Below are 13,530 nucleotides of genomic sequence, written 5' to 3' on the forward strand. Positions count from 1 at the left end.
GCGTCAGGGCTTGCGGACCAGGAGGCTGCCGGCGGGGACCGGGCGCTCGTTCTCCGCCGGACGGCGCAGGAGCCGCGCCACCTCCACCAGCCCCGCCTGGGCGGCCAGTTCGGCCATGGCGTCGACGGGCCGGCGGTAGGCGAGGGCGACCTTGTGGTCGAACGCCTCCGCCTCGTCCTCGTCGGTCGACTGGAACCCGACCAGGAGCAGGCCGCCGGGGGCCAGCACCCGGTGGAACTCCGCGAAGGCGCGCGGGATCTCCTCCGGCCCCAGGTGGATGGTCGAGTACCACGACAGGACGCCCGCCAGGCCGCCGTCCGGGAGGTCGAGCGCCGTGATGTCGCCCTCGTCGAAACGCAGGTGCGGGTGGTCGGCGCGGGCGCGGGCGATCATGGCGGGCGACAGGTCGAGCCCGAACGCGTCCAGGCCGAGGCCGTGCAGCAGCGCCGTCCCGCGGCCGGGGCCGCAGCCGAGGTCGGCGACCGGCCCGGCCGGGACCATCGCCGCGAACGCGGTGATCATCGCCCGGTCCAGATGGAGCTCGTCGAGCGCGTCGCGGAAGAGGTCGGCGTACAGGTCGGCGATGGCGTCGTAGGCGCTGGAGACGGTCTCGGTCATGATCCAGGACGGTAGCGCGCCTGGCGGGCGGCCGGGCCGGTGGGCGCGAGACCCGACAGCCCCCGCTCCACCGCCGCGGCGGCCCGGCGGCAGAACGCCTCCGGCTCGTCGGCGGCGTCCGGGCGCTCGTCGACGAGCACGTCCGCCAGCCCGCCGCGCAGCAGGTCCGCCGACCGGACGCCCTGCGCCTCGGCCATCTCGCCGGCCCGCGCCGGGGTCCGGTGGACGATCAGCGAGGCGCCCTCGGGCGGCAGCGGCGACAGCCAGGCGTGCCGGGCCACCAGGACGCGGTCGGCGGGCAGCAGCGCCAGCGCGGCGCCGCCCGTGCCCTCGCCCAGCAGCAGGCAGAGCGTCGGCGCCGGCAGGGTGATCAGGTCGGCCAGGCAGCGGGCGATCTCACCCGCGAGCCCGCCCTCCTCCGCCTCGGCCGACAGGACGGCGCCGGGCGTGTCGACCACCGTGACCAGCGGAAGGCCCAGCTCCGCGGCCAGCCGCATCCCGCGCCGCGCGACCCGCAGCCCGGCCGGGCCGAGCGGGTGGCCGCCGCGCTGGCCGCGCCGGTCCTGCCCCACCAGGACGCACGGCGCCGCCCCGAAACGGGCCAGGGCGAGCAGCAGGCCGGGCTCCGCCTCCCCCTGGCCGGTGCCCGACAGGGGCGTCACGTCCGCGGCCCCGAAGCGCAGCAGCTCGCGGACGCCCGGACGGTCCGGGCGGCGCGACCGCTCGATCGAGTCCCACGCCGTCCCCTCCGGCGGAACGCCCGCGGGCGGAGGCGAGGGCGCGGGCGCCGAGGGCGGCCGCCCGCACAGGACGTCCAGCGCGGCGGACGCCACCCCCGCGAGGTCGTCGATGGCCACCACGGCGTCCAGCAGGCCCTTGGCCGCCAGGTTCTCGGCGACCTGCACCCCCGGCGGGAACGGTTCCCCGTGCAGGCCCTCGTAGACGCGGGGGCCGAGGAAGCCGATCAGCGCGCCGGGCTCGGCGGCCGTCACGTGCCCGAGCGACCCCCACGACGCGAACACCCCGCCGGTCGTCGGATGCCTCAGGTAGACCAGGTAGGGCAGGCCGGCGGCCCGGTGGGCCATGACGGCGGCGGTGATGCGGGCCATCTGCACGAACGCGGCCGTCCCCTCCTGCATGCGGGTGCCGCCGGAGCACGGCGCGGCCAGCAGCGGCAGTCCCTCGGCGGTGGCGCGCCCGACGGCCGCGACGATCCGGTCCGCGGTGGCGAGTCCGATCGAGCCCGCGAGGAACCGGAACTCCGACACGACGAACGCGACGCGGCGCCCGCGCAGCAGGCCCTCCCCCGTCAGGACGGCCTCGTCGCACCCGCTGCGCTCGCGGGCGGCCGCGAGATCCTCGGCGTACGCGGAGGCGGGGGGCGGCTCCCCGGCGGGCGGAACGTCCCAGGACGTCCAGGCTCCCTCGTCCAGCACGCGGCGCAGCAGGTCGCGCGCCCCGACACGATCCGTCACGAAGCCCCTTCCGCCGGTCCCTCCTGCATGATGTCCTCACCCGGGGACCACCGGGCGCCCGGGGTGGACACTGGTGGGGACCCCGCGCACGAGGAGGGCATGTGTCCGAGGAGATCTGCTTCGCGTCCGCCCGCGAACTGGCGCGCCGGATCCGCGCCCGCGAACTGTCGGCGCGCGAGGTCCTGCAGGCGCATCTCGACCAGATCGAACGGACGAACCCGCAGGTCAACGCCATCATCACGCTGGTCGCCGAACGGGCGGAACGGCAGGCGCGCGAGGCCGACGAGCGGCTGGCGGCCGGAGAGCGGCCGGGCCCGCTGCACGGCCTGCCCGTGGCGCACAAGGACACCCACGCCACCGCCGGAATCCGCACCACCTCCGGTTCGCCGATCTTCGCCGACCACGTCCCGGACCGCGACGAACTCGTCGTCGAGCGGATCCGCGCCGCGGGCGCCGTCACGCTCGGCAAGACGAACACGCCGGAGTTCGCCGCCGGGTCCCACACCTTCAACCCGGTGTTCGGCCTGACCCGCAACCCCTACGACCCATCCCGGTCGGCGGGCGGCAGCAGCGGCGGCGCCGCGGCCGCACTGGCGTGCGGCATGCAGCCGCTCGCCGACGGCGGCGACATGGGCGGCTCGCTGCGCAACCCCGCCTCGTTCTGCAACGTCGTCGGGCTGCGCCCGTCGCCGGGCCGGGTGCCGTCCTGGCCGGTCCTCGCGGGCTGGTCGACGCTGGGCGTGCAGGGGCCGATGGCCCGGAACGTCGCGGACGCCGCGCTGCTGCTGTCGGTGCTCGCCGGCCCCGACCCGCGCAGCCCGATCGCGCTGGAGACGCCCGGGGCGGCGTTCGCCGCGCCGCTGGACCGCGACATCGCCGGGCTGCGCCTCGCCTGGTCCCCCGACCTCGGCGGGACGATCCCCGTCGACCCGGCCGTCACCGGCGTCCTCGCGCCCGCCGCCAAGGTGTTCGAGGAGCTCGGCTGCGCCGTCGAGGAGGCCTCCCCCGACCTGACCGGCGCCGACGAGGTCTTCCGCACCCTGCGCGCCTGGCACTGGGACATCACCCTGCGCCCCCTGCTGGACGAGCGCCGCGCCGACTTCAAGCCCTCCCTGGCCGAGAACATCGACGCCGGGCGCTCCCTCACCGGCGCCGACCTCGGCCGCGCCGAGACGCTCCACACGGCGCTGTTCCACCGCGTCCGGGAGTTCTTCGAGCGCTACGACGCGCTGCTGCTGCCGGTCAGCCAGGTCCCGCCCTTCGACGCCGGCGCCGAGTACCCGGGCGAGGTCGCCGGGCGGCCGATGCGCGACTACCTGGAGTGGATGCGGTCGTGCTTCCTCATCTCGGCGACCGGGTGCCCCGCCCTGTCGGTGCCCGCCGGGTTCACCTCCGACGGGCTGCCGGTGGGCCTGCAGATCGTCGGCCCCCACCACGCGGACCTGGCCGTCCTGCGGATCGGCCACGCGTTCGAGCGGGCGACCCGGCACGGCGACCGGCGACCGCCCCTCGCCCAGCCCTAGCCCTCCTCGCGGGGGATGCGCAGGACGAACCGGGCGCCCTGGTCGCTGTCGGCGGCCACGAGCGTGCCGCCGTGCGCGCGGGCGATGTCGCGGGAGATCGTCAGCCCGAGGCCGGTGCCGCCGCGGTCCAGCTCGCGGCCCTCGGAGAGCCGGTGGAACCGCCAGAAGATGCGCTCGCGGTCCTCCGGCGCGACCCCTGAGCCATCGTCGCGGACCTCCAGCACCGCCTCCGGTCCGTCCGCGGTCACCCGCACCCAGATCCGCGACTCCGCGTGCCGCTCCGCGTTGTCCAGCAGGTTCGTCAGCAGGCGGACGAGCTGGGCCTCGGTGACCCGGGCCACGACGCCCTCGTCCGCCGCGACCTCGACCGGGATCCGCCGGGGCCGCCGGCTCACCTCCGCCCGGACCAGCTCGCCGAGGTCGACCCGCTCCCGCGGGACGTGCACGCCCGCGCCCAGCCTCGCCAGGATGAGCAGGTCGCCGACGATGCCCTGCAGCCGGTCGGCGTCGGCGAGGGCCGCCCGGGCGACCGCCGGCCAGTCCTCGTCCTCCGGCTGCTCCAGCGCCGCCTCCAGCTGGGTGCGCAGGCCCGTCAGCGGGCTGCGCAGCTCGTGCGAGACGTCCGCGACGAACGCGCGCTGCCGCGTGAGGACGTCCTCCAGCCGGTCCAGCATCACGTTCACCGACTCGGCCAGCTCGGACACCTCGTCGTTGGGCGCCGGAACGGTCACCCGGCGGTCGGCGCCGCCGGTGATCTCCGTCATCTCGGCGCTCATCACCCGGACCGGCCGCAGCGCCCGCCGCACCGACAGCGACACGATCCAGCCCACCACGGTCGTCGCGACCAGCACCGTCACGACGAGCAGGGCGAGGAAGACCGACCTGGAGCGGGTGACCGTCGTGATGGGGGCGCCGACGTAGACCGTGCGGGTGCCGAAGCGGGTGTCGACCCGCTCGGTGACGAAGTAGAAGTCCGCGAGCCCCTGGGACCGCACGGTGTGGTACTCGGGGCGGCCCGCCACCGGTGAGACCGGGACCTTCACGGGGCCGTGGCCGCGCAGCGTGTCGCTGGCCGCGAGCACGCCGCCCTCGCCGTCCTGGACCTGGAGCAGCGGGAAACCGGGGTCCTCGACGCGGATCGTCCCCCGCAGGTCGGTCTCGCGCACGAGCGTGGAGAGGTCGGTCACGACCAGGGTGCCGCGGTCGTGCAGCCCGCGGTAGACGGTGCCGCGGAGGACCTGGTAGAAGAGCGTGACGCCGCCGACGAGCAGCAGCGCGACGATGAGGGTGGCGGCCGCGGTCACGCGGGTCCGCACCGACCAGGACACCGGCGACAGCCGGTCCCCGAGTATCCGCACCCGGCGCCCCTCCCCCTCCGGCTCGCGAGCGGCGGCCGGTGCCGCGCCGCGTCGACGCGCCGGGGGGAGGGCGCAGGACGGTTCTTACCGGGCCGTTGCCCTGCAAAACATCGCCACATATCGGACCGGCGCCCGTGCGGGCGGCGCCTCCCACCCCTGGGGAGCCGCCCACACGGGCACCGCTTCCCTCACTGTGCACGCCTCCGATGCACGGGGTGCTACATCGACGTGACGATCACGTTTCCGCCCTTCTTCGGAAAAACCCGCCATAATTCGCCGCCGATAGGGGATGGGTGGGCGGGAGAGACGGAAGGGGGGTGCTGGAGCACCGCATGGACACTGACTTCAGGCCACTCGAACCCGCCGACCCCCGAGAGGTCGGCGGCCACCGACTGCTGGGCAGGCTCGGATCCGGCGGCATGGGGACGGTCTTCCTCGGAGCCGACCCGGTGTCGGGCGGGCGCGTCGCGGTCAAGACGATCCATCCGCACCTCGCCGAGGACCCGTCCTACCGGCGGCGCTTCCGCGACGAGGCGCACCTCGCGAGCCGGGTCGCCTCGTTCTGCACCGCGCGCGTCCTCGCGCAGGGCGAGCAGGACGGTCTGCCCTACCTCGTCACCGACTACGTCGGAGGCGTGTCCCTGCACGACAGGCTCACCTCCGGCGGCCCGCTGCCGCCCGCCGACCTGCACGGCGTCGCCGTGGGCGTCGCCTCGGCGCTCGCCGCGATCCACGCGGCGGGGCTCGTGCACCGCGACATCAAGCCCGCCAACGTGATGCTCACCCTGTCCGGCTGCCGCGTCATCGACTTCGGCATCGCGGGCAGCCAGGACGCGCCGGACGATGCCGCCACGACCGGCCAGGTGTTCGGCACCCCCGGGTGGATCGCCCCGGAGGTGCTCGTCGGGGGCGCCTCGTCCCAGGCGGCCGACATCTTCGCCTGGGGCTGCCTCATCGCCCACGCCGGGACGGGGCAGATGCCGATCGGCGGCGACCCCGCGACGCTGCGCACCGCCGCCGGGGACGCCGACCTGTCCGGTCTCCCGGACGCGCTGGTCCCGCTCGTCCGGTGGGCGCTGGCGGAGGACCCGGCGGACCGCCCCACCGCGACCGACCTGCTCCTCGCCCTCGTCGAGCAGCCGCAGCCGCACGCCGCGGCCCGTCCCGCGGCGCGCCCCGCGCCTCCGGCCGGCCCGCCGCGCACCGCTCCCCGGCGCTCCCTCGCCCCGCACTCACGGCGGCGGCGCCCCACGCCCGTGCCCGCGACGCCGTCGCGGAGGTCCGGCGCCGAGGACACCGACACCAGGGCGTTCACGCCGCTCGGCGTGGCGGACGCCACGACGTCCACCCGCGCGCGTCTGCTGGCGGGCGCCGGGGCCGCGGCGGGCACCCTCCTGCTCGGAGCGGTCGTCCTCGGGATCACCGGCGCCAAGGCCCCTCCGCCGTCCTCGCCGGGGACGCCGGCCCCGTCCGCGCCGGCGGTCTCCGCCGCGCCGTCGAAGAAGGCGAGCGCCGTCAGGGCCGGAACGTCCAAGCGGCCCCTGGCGAAGACCGCCAAGCAGAAGCCGGTCCAGAAGCCGAAGCAGAAGCAGAAGGCGCAGGAGAAGAAGCCGAAGACGAAGCCGAAGCACGCGGCGAAGCACGGCAAGGCCAAGGGAAAGTACAAGCGCTGAGCCCGGCCCTCAGGGCCGCGCTCGTCAGGTGCGCCAGATCAGGACGAGGGCGCAGTCGTCGTCGCGCGCCGCGGCCATGGTCTCCACCAGCTCCCGCGCGCCGCGGCCGAACCCCTGCGGGACGAGCCGCTCCGCCTCGCCGAGCAGCCGGTCGATCCCGGCGTCGAGGTCGCTGCCGGGCGACTCCACCAGGCCGTCGGTGTACAGGAGCAGCGCGTCGCCCGGACGCAGCTGCCCCCGCTCGGGCACGCAGTTCAGGTCGGGCACCACGCCCAGCACCACGCCCTTGGCCGAGCTGACCCGCCAGGCGCCGCTGCCCGCGTCGAACTGGACGGCGGGCGGGTGCCCCGCCGACTCGACCGTGTACTCCCCCGTGCGCAGGTCGACCACGACGTGGACGGCCGTCACGAAGCCCTCGTCCCACTGCTGGCGGTGCAGGTACACGTTGCACGCGGGGAGGAAGTTCTCGGGCTGGACCGATCCAAGCAGGCCACCGAAGGCCCCCGAGAGCATCAGCGCCCTGGTTCCGGCGTCGGTGCCCTTGCCCGACACGTCGACCAGCGCGACCTCCAGCGTGTCACCGTCGGAGGCCGACACCACGAAGTCGCCGCCGAACGAGGAGCCTCCCGCCTGGAGCATCACGACCTGCGAGTTCCAGCCGTCGGGCAGCCGCGGCATCTCGCCGTGCCGCCGGAGCCGGTCGCGCAGCTCCAGCAGCATCGAGTCGCCGCGCAGGCCCTGCACGCCGAGCTGCTGGCGGGTCCGGGCGAGGGTGACGGCGAGCACCGCGGTGATGCTCAGCGTGGCGATCATGCCGAGCCCGAAGGCGGCGACGTCCTTCCAGACGTTGTAGGCGGCCATCGCCGCCACCACGGCCAGCAGGGCGGCCAGGCTCCGCACCTTCAGCAGCAGCCCGCCGACCACCACGATCAGCACCAGCGCGCCGGACGGCGCCAGCCCGCGCGAGTCGCCGGACGTGGCGATGCCGATCGCGAGCGCGAGGAGCGCCAGCGGCACGAAGACGTACCGGTCCCGGGTGAGGGTGCCCCGCCTGAGCCAGCGGTAGAGCACGACCAGGAACGGAACTCTGCGCAGCACGGCACGCACACGCGGCGGGAGCAGCTGCACCAGACGTTGAAGCATGACTCCGGCACTGTATCGAGCAATGCGCCCGGTCGGTCAGTATCCGAGGGCACCGGTGACGCACTGTCACGATCGTGCTACGCGAAATCGGGGTAGATGTCGCTTTGCGACTATCTCGGAGGGAGCGGCCCATGGTCCAGCCGGGCATGCGGATCACGGTGGACGCGGCGATGCGGGCCCGCGACGTCTCGCGCCCGCGCGCCGGGAGCGGGAGCCCGCCCGCGGCGGGCCCCGGACCCGGCGCCGCCTCCGGATCGAACCCGAGCAAGCCCGGCGACACCGGCAGGCGGACCAAGGCCGAGAAGAACGAGCGGCGCCGCCTCGACAAGCGCGGCGCCCGCAGGCCCTCCGAGAACGGCTCCTAGCCGGGGCGGCCGATCAGCCCTCGCGCGGCAGCGGGGGCAGCTCGCCGGAGTGCTCGTAGGCGCTGAGCATCCTGATCCGCCGGGTGTGGCGCGGCTCCTTGGAGTAGGACGTCGCGAGGAACAGCTCCACGAAGCGGGTCGCGGTGTCGAGGTCGTGCTGCCGCGCCCCGAGCGCGATGATGTTCGCGTCGTTGTGCTCGCGGGCGAGCGTTGCGGTGTCCTCGTTCCAGACCAGGGCCGCACGCGCGCCCTTGACCTTGTTCGCCGCGATCGCCTCGCCGTTGCCGGAGCCGCCGATCACGATGCCGAGCGCTCCCGGCTCCGCCACCGTCCGCTCGGCCGCCCGCAGGACGAACGGCGGGTAGTCGTCCACGGCGTCGTACACGAACGCGCCGCAGTCGACGGCCTCATGCCCGTTCGCCTTCAGCCAGGAGACCAGGTGCTCCTTCAGTTCGAAGCCGGCATGGTCGGATCCAAGAAACACGCGCATGCGCCCGATTGTCGCAGGCCCCCGCCGGGCCCGCGCGCGCGGGTCAGGCGTCGTCGTCCCGCCTGCGGTCGATCATGGTCCGGTCGGCGGGATCGGGATCGTCGTCCTCGGGGGCGTCCTCCGGCGCGTCCTTCGGACCGTCCTTCGGTTCGTCCTCGCGGCCTTCCTGCGGGCCCTCCCCAGGGCTCTCCTTCGGCTCCTCCGGCGCCCCTTCCGAACTCTCCCCAGGCGCCGCGTCCGGCTCCTCGGGCGTCTCGGGAGGCGTCCGTTCCTGCGGCGGTGCGGACGGCTGCGGCGGGACGGGCGGCACGCCGAACTGCCCCGGCTGCGGGGCCTGCCCGGGCTGCGGCGGCTGCGGCGGGACGGGCGGGGCGCCCCAGGCCGGCTGCTGTGGCTGCCCCTGCGGCGGGACGTAGGGGACGGCCGAGGGGTGCGGCGGCATCTGCTGCGGATAGGGCGTCTGCTGCATCGGCACGCCCGGCTGGGCCAGGGAGGGCTGCGCCGGGGCATAGGGCTGCCGGGGCCCGGCCTCGCGGGTGCGGGCGAGGAAGAACCCGGCCAGCGCGCCGAGCCCGGCCAGCCAGCCGAAGGCGAAGCCGAAGGAGGCGCCCTGGCCGACCGTGGAGCTGAAGGTCCGGCCGAACGACCCGTCGTGGAACTCGAACGCCCAGCGGGTCAGCGGGGCGGCCACGATTCCGGAGACGCCGCCCGCGACGACCGCCGCCCACCAGCCGATGATCAGAGCGCCGAACGGGCCGCGCTCCGGATCGGCCAGCCGGGCGCCCGCCAGGACCAGCCCGACCAGCACGGCGAAGAAGACGAGCAGGCTGAAGTCCTCCGCGAACGCCCCCTTCACGCCGGGCCCTTCCATCGGCGTGAGCCGCCAGGCGAGCGTGAGCAGCCACGACACGACCGGTCCGATGCCCTCGTCGTACCTGATGTCGCTCCTGTTGATCTGCTCGACGACCCACTGGTTTCCGAAGAGGAGGGCGAGGAGGGCCATGGGAACCACCGCGCCGCCCGTCATCGCGAGCATCCGCCGCATCGTCATGGCGGGCAGAGTAGTGCGGTTCGGTCTCCGCCGGTAGGGCCCGCGCTACCCGCTGTAGGCGCTCAGGAGGCGGGGACGGGGAAGCGGAACCCGGGGTCGACCTGCGCCTCCAGGTCCTCTCCGGCGGCCCGGCTGGCCCAGCTCCGCGCGTTCTTGACGTGGAACTCCACGGCCTGCCGCTGGAACTCGTCCCAGTCCTTGACGCGGCCGTCCACCTCGGCGCGCATGCGGTCGAGGGCGGCGGTGTTGCCGTCCTCCAGCGCGACGCCCTCACGGCCCTGCTCCAGCGCCCGGACGGCGGCGGACTGGCCGACCCAGGTGAGCAGGTCGTCGCCGACGTGCTCGCGCAGGTAGGCGACGTCCTCCTCCGACTGCACCTTGTTGCCGACGACGCGGATGGCGACGTCGTAGTCGCGGGCGTACTCGGTGTACTGCCGGTAGACGCCGACGCCCTTGCGGGTGGGCTCGGCGACCAGGAACATCAGGTCGAACCGCGTGAACAGCCCGGAGGCGAACGTGTCGGCGCCGGCGGTCATGTCGACGACGACGTACTCGCCCGCCCCGTCCACCAGGTGGTTGAGGTAGAGCTCCACCGCGCCGGTCTTGGAGTGATAGCACGCCACGCCGAGGTCGTCGTCGTTGAACGGGCCGGTGGCGAGCAGCGTGACGCCGTCGACCTCCTGGCCCGCCTCGTGGAAGGGGTCGTCGCCGCGGAACCGCAGCAGCCGCGACCCGGAGCCGGGCGGGGTGGTCTTGACCATCGCTTCCGCGGAGGAGATGCGCGGGTTGGCGCCGCGCAGGTGCTCCTTGAGCTCGGGGAGCCGGTCGCCCAGCGCGGGGATCTTGGCGGCGCGGCCCTCGTCGAGCCCGAGCGCCACGCCGAGGTGCTGGTTGATGTCGGCGTCGATGGCGACCACGGGCAGCCCCCGTCCGGCCAGATGGCGGACGAACAGCGCCGACAGGGTGGTCTTGCCGCTGCCGCCCTTGCCGACGAACGCAACCTTCACGAATGCCCCCATTCTGGATATGAAAACCGTTACCACTGTCAGGACACGAGTCTCCCGGAGCGGGGCCGGGCAGGCAAGCGGAACGGCCGAAGTGCCGGCGATCGGCGCGGGGGCAGGGCAAGGCAAGGCAAGGGGGCGCTGCGGGGATGCTGCGGGGGGTGCTGCGGGGGGCGCGGCGGTCAGCGCGGCGCCGCGGCCGGGTCGAACCCGAAGGGCAGCTCCAGGCGGTGCGCCGCCAGCAGCCCGGCGTCGCCGAGCAGTTCGCGGGTGGGCCGGTCGGCCGCGATGACCCCGCCGGAGAGGATCACCGACCGCGGGCACAGTTCGGCCGCGTACGGCAGGTCGTGCGTGACCATCAGGACCGTCACGTCCAGGCTCAGCAGGATCTCGGCGAGCTCGCGGCGGCTGGCCGGGTCCAGGTTGGACGACGGCTCGTCCAGCACGAGGATCTCCGGCTCCATCGCCAGGACGGTGGCGACGGCGACGCGGCGGCGCTGGCCGAAGCTGAGGTGCTGCGGCGGGCGGTCGGCGGCGTCCAGCATGCCGACGCGGGCGAGCGCGTCCCGCACCCGGCGGTCCAGGTCCTCGCCGCGCAGGCCGAGGTTGGCGGGGCCGAACGCGACGTCCTCCCGGACGGTCGGCATGAACAGCTGGTCGTCGGGATCCTGGAAGACGATCCCGACGCGGCGGCGGATCTCCCGCAGCGCCTTCCTGTCCTTCGGGTCGACGGCGAGGCCGCCCACCCGGACCTCGCCCAGGCCGCCGTGCAGGATGCCGTTCAGGTGCAGGACGAGCGTGGTCTTCCCGGCGCCGTTCGGCCCGAGCAGCGCGACGCGCTCCCCGCGCCCGACCGCCAGGTCGACGCCGAACAGCGCCTGCGTTCCGTCGGGATACGCGTAGGCGAGGCCCTTCACCTCGAGCGACAGGGTCATGGGGCCATCCAAGCAGCCAGCGCGACGAGCGCGGCGGCCGAGGGCAGCGCGGCGGCGGCCGTCCACTGCGCGGCGGTCGCGCCCGCGCCGTCGACGGCGGGCATCCGGCCGTCGTACCCGCGGCTGATCATGGCCAGGTGGACGCGCTCGCCGCGCTCGTAGGAGCGCAGGAACAGGGCGCCCACGGATCGGGCGAGCACCCCCGTCGCGCGGATGTCGCGGGCCTCGAAGCCGCGGGCCGCCCGCGCGACCCTCATCCGGCCGAGCTCCGCGGCGACGACGTCGCCGTAGCGCAGCATGAACCCGGCGATCTGCGTGATGAGCTGCGGCATCCGCAGCCGTTCGATGCCGAGCAGCAGCAGCCGCGGCTCGGTCGTCGCGGCCAGCAGGATCGACGCGACGACACCGAGGGTGCCCTTGGCGAGGATGTTCCAGGCGCCCCACAGCCCGCTCTCGCTGAGCCGCAGCCCCAGGACGGTGACCTTCTCGCCGTTCGCGACGAACGGCATGAGGAAGGCGAACGCGACGAACGGCACCTCGATGACGATCCGCCGCGCGACCGTCTCGAACGGGATCCGGGCCGCCGCGGTGACCGCCGCGAGCAGCAGCGCGTACACGCCGAAGGCCCAGATCCGCTCGCGCGGCGTGGCGACGACCAGCAGCACGAACGCCAGGACGGCGACGAGCTTGCACTGCGGCGGCAGCCGGTGCACCGGCGAGGCGCCCGGCACGTAGAGCCGGTGCGCGTGGCCCGCGCCCATCAGCCCTTCCGGGACGGCTCGGACGGCGCCTCGGTCTCCCGCTCCGGAGCCGTCCGCTCGGCGGCCGTGCCGCGCCCCCGGACCGTCCAGAACAGCCCGCCGCCCACGAGGAGGACCAGGCCCACGCCGATCACGCCGGACAGCCCGCCGGACAGCCGCGCGTCGTCGACGCCCTTGACGCCGTAGTCGCCGAGCGGCGAGTCCTTGAGCGAGTGGTCCTTCTCCTTGGCGCTGATGCCCTTGTCCTCGGCGACCTTCTCCAGGCCGTCGGGGTTCGCGCTGGCGTAGTAGCTGACGATCCCGGCCAGGACGAGGGAGACGAGCAGGAACCCGGCGAAGAAGCGCTTGGTGGTCATCGTGGTCCTCCTCAGGCCCGGGACGGCTTCGGTTCGGCGGCGTTCCGCCCGCCCGTGCGCAGCTCCAGCGGCTTCATCAGCCCGCGCGCCCCGTGCACCAGGTCGGGCCGGACGGCGAGCACGCTCGACACGGTCACCGCGGTGATCAGCGCCTCGCCGATGCCGATCAGCACGTGCACGCCGATCATCGCGGCGGCGACCTTCCCGATCGAGACGTCGGCCGTCCCCCCGGCCGCGTAGATCAGCGTGAAGGCGACGGCCGCGGCGGGCACCGAGACGACGGCCGCGGCGAACGACGCCCCGGACGCCGACGCGCGCGTCTTGGGCAGCACCCGCAGCAGCAGCCGGAACAGGCCGTAGCCGACGGCCACCGTGACCAGCGCCATCGTGGTGACGTTGACGCCCAGCGCGGTCAGGCCCCCGTCCGCGAACAGCAGCGCCTGCATGAGCAGGACCACCGACACGCACAGGACGCCGGTATAGGGCCCGACGAGGATCGCGGCGAGCGTGCCGCCGAGCAGATGCCCGCTCGTCCCGGACGCGACCGGGAAGTTGAGCATCTGCGCGGCGAACACGAACGCGGCCGTCAGCCCGGCGAGCGGCGCGGTGCGGTCGTCCAGTTCCCGCCGGGCGCCGCGCAGCGCGACCCCGACCCCGGCCACCGCGACGGCGCCCGCCGCGAGCGAGACCGGCGCGTCGATGAATCCGTCCGGTACATGCACGACTCAACCACCCCTACCTCTTTGCAGCCAGCAGGACCAGTTTGTCGGCATAGACC

General features: G+C 74.8%; 14 protein-coding genes. 3 read left to right on the plus strand and 11 right to left on the minus strand.

What is annotated here, in order from left to right; translation table 11 throughout:
* Positions 1-3 precede the first annotated feature (3 nt).
* Complete coding sequence (locus ABD944_RS12985; protein ID WP_345175722.1) at positions 4-618, minus strand: class I SAM-dependent DNA methyltransferase; 615 nt, start codon at positions 616-618, stop codon at positions 4-6.
* On the minus strand, positions 615-2,093 hold the full coding sequence (locus ABD944_RS12990; protein ID WP_345175724.1) for a carboxyl transferase domain-containing protein: 1,479 nt from the start codon (positions 2,091-2,093) through the stop codon (positions 615-617). Before ABD944_RS12990 ends, ABD944_RS12985 begins: the two co-directional genes overlap by 4 nt.
* 101 nt (positions 2,094-2,194) lie before the next feature.
* On the opposite strand from ABD944_RS12990, the gene ABD944_RS12995 reads away from it, so the two are divergent.
* A complete protein-coding gene (locus ABD944_RS12995; RefSeq protein WP_345175725.1) occupies positions 2,195-3,616 on the plus strand; it encodes an amidase in 1,422 nt (473 codons plus the stop codon).
* Here the strand turns inward: ABD944_RS12995 and ABD944_RS13000 are convergent.
* Positions 3,613-4,974: a sensor histidine kinase gene (locus ABD944_RS13000; protein ID WP_345175726.1), complete on the minus strand. Its 1,362-nt coding sequence runs from the start codon at positions 4,972-4,974 to the stop codon at positions 3,613-3,615. The two genes, ABD944_RS12995 and ABD944_RS13000, sit on opposite strands and share 4 nt — an antisense overlap.
* Before the next feature lie 332 nt (positions 4,975-5,306).
* Between ABD944_RS13000 and ABD944_RS13005 the strand changes: the two genes are divergently transcribed.
* A complete protein-coding gene (locus ABD944_RS13005; protein WP_345175728.1) occupies positions 5,307-6,647 on the plus strand; it encodes a serine/threonine-protein kinase in 1,341 nt (446 codons plus the stop codon).
* A 24-nt stretch (positions 6,648-6,671) separates the two neighbouring features.
* On the opposite strand, the gene ABD944_RS13010 is transcribed toward ABD944_RS13005, so the two are convergent.
* On the minus strand, positions 6,672-7,790 hold the full coding sequence (locus ABD944_RS13010) for a SpoIIE family protein phosphatase (RefSeq protein ID WP_345175729.1): 1,119 nt from the start codon (positions 7,788-7,790) through the stop codon (positions 6,672-6,674).
* Positions 7,791-7,921: 131 nt separating this feature from the next.
* Here ABD944_RS13010 and ABD944_RS13015 point away from each other — a divergent pair, with 131 nt between their 5' ends.
* Positions 7,922-8,155: a hypothetical protein gene (locus tag ABD944_RS13015; protein WP_345175731.1), complete on the plus strand. Its 234-nt coding sequence runs from the start codon at positions 7,922-7,924 to the stop codon at positions 8,153-8,155.
* A 13-nt stretch (positions 8,156-8,168) separates the two neighbouring features.
* On the opposite strand, the gene ABD944_RS13020 is transcribed toward ABD944_RS13015, so the two are convergent.
* The 7 genes from ABD944_RS13020 to ABD944_RS13050 all read right to left on the minus strand — a co-directional run bounded on the left by ABD944_RS13020 (position 8,169) and on the right by ABD944_RS13050 (position 13,474).
* Positions 8,169-8,645 carry a ribose-5-phosphate isomerase gene (locus ABD944_RS13020; protein ID WP_345175732.1) on the minus strand — a complete coding sequence of 159 codons (477 nt, stop codon included), beginning with the start codon at positions 8,643-8,645 and terminating at the stop codon, positions 8,169-8,171.
* 43 nt (positions 8,646-8,688) lie between these two features.
* On the minus strand, positions 8,689-9,696 hold the full coding sequence (locus ABD944_RS13025; protein WP_345175733.1) for a hypothetical protein: 1,008 nt from the start codon (positions 9,694-9,696) through the stop codon (positions 8,689-8,691).
* Positions 9,697-9,758: 62 nt separating this feature from the next.
* Positions 9,759-10,703, minus strand: coding sequence for an ATP-binding protein (locus ABD944_RS13030; RefSeq protein WP_345175734.1), 945 nt, complete (start codon positions 10,701-10,703; stop codon positions 9,759-9,761).
* Positions 10,704-10,882: 179 nt separating this feature from the next.
* Complete coding sequence (locus tag ABD944_RS13035; RefSeq protein WP_345175735.1) at positions 10,883-11,635, minus strand: energy-coupling factor ABC transporter ATP-binding protein; 753 nt, start codon at positions 11,633-11,635, stop codon at positions 10,883-10,885.
* Positions 11,632-12,396: a cobalt ECF transporter T component CbiQ gene (gene cbiQ / locus ABD944_RS13040; RefSeq protein ID WP_345175736.1), complete on the minus strand. Its 765-nt coding sequence runs from the start codon at positions 12,394-12,396 to the stop codon at positions 11,632-11,634. The genes ABD944_RS13035 and cbiQ overlap by 4 nt, the downstream gene beginning before the upstream one ends.
* Positions 12,396-12,752, minus strand: a complete 357-nt coding sequence (locus ABD944_RS13045) for a PDGLE domain-containing protein (protein ID WP_345175738.1) — start codon at positions 12,750-12,752, stop codon at positions 12,396-12,398. The genes cbiQ and ABD944_RS13045 overlap by 1 nt, the downstream gene beginning before the upstream one ends.
* A gap of 11 nt (positions 12,753-12,763) precedes the next feature.
* Positions 12,764-13,474 (minus strand): energy-coupling factor ABC transporter permease, encoded by a 711-nt coding sequence (locus ABD944_RS13050; protein WP_345175739.1) that lies wholly within the window; start codon positions 13,472-13,474, stop codon positions 12,764-12,766.
* Positions 13,475-13,530: the final 56 nt, after the last annotated feature.

The sequence above is a fragment of the Actinomadura verrucosospora genome, assembly GCF_039540335.1.
Lineage (GTDB): Bacteria > Actinomycetota > Actinomycetes > Streptosporangiales > Streptosporangiaceae > Spirillospora > Spirillospora verrucosospora.

Excerpts from the sequence above, each read along its gene's own strand:
- ABD944_RS12985 (WP_345175722.1), bottom strand. The coding sequence starts at position 618 with ATGACCGAGACCGTCTCCAGCGCCTACGACGCCATCGCCGACCTGTAC.
- ABD944_RS13005 (WP_345175728.1), top strand. The coding sequence starts at position 5,307 with ATGGACACTGACTTCAGGCCACTCGAACCCGCCGACCCCCGAGAGGTC.
- ABD944_RS13010 (WP_345175729.1), bottom strand. The coding sequence starts at position 7,790 with ATGCTTCAACGTCTGGTGCAGCTGCTCCCGCCGCGTGTGCGTGCCGTG.
- ABD944_RS13015 (WP_345175731.1), top strand. The coding sequence starts at position 7,922 with ATGGTCCAGCCGGGCATGCGGATCACGGTGGACGCGGCGATGCGGGCC.
- ABD944_RS13020 (WP_345175732.1), bottom strand. The coding sequence starts at position 8,645 with ATGCGCGTGTTTCTTGGATCCGACCATGCCGGCTTCGAACTGAAGGAG.
- ABD944_RS13025 (WP_345175733.1), bottom strand. The coding sequence starts at position 9,696 with ATGACGATGCGGCGGATGCTCGCGATGACGGGCGGCGCGGTGGTTCCC.
- ABD944_RS13035 (WP_345175735.1), bottom strand. The coding sequence starts at position 11,635 with ATGACCCTGTCGCTCGAGGTGAAGGGCCTCGCCTACGCGTATCCCGAC.
- cbiQ (WP_345175736.1), bottom strand. The coding sequence starts at position 12,396 with ATGGGCGCGGGCCACGCGCACCGGCTCTACGTGCCGGGCGCCTCGCCG.
- ABD944_RS13045 (WP_345175738.1), bottom strand. The coding sequence starts at position 12,752 with ATGACCACCAAGCGCTTCTTCGCCGGGTTCCTGCTCGTCTCCCTCGTC.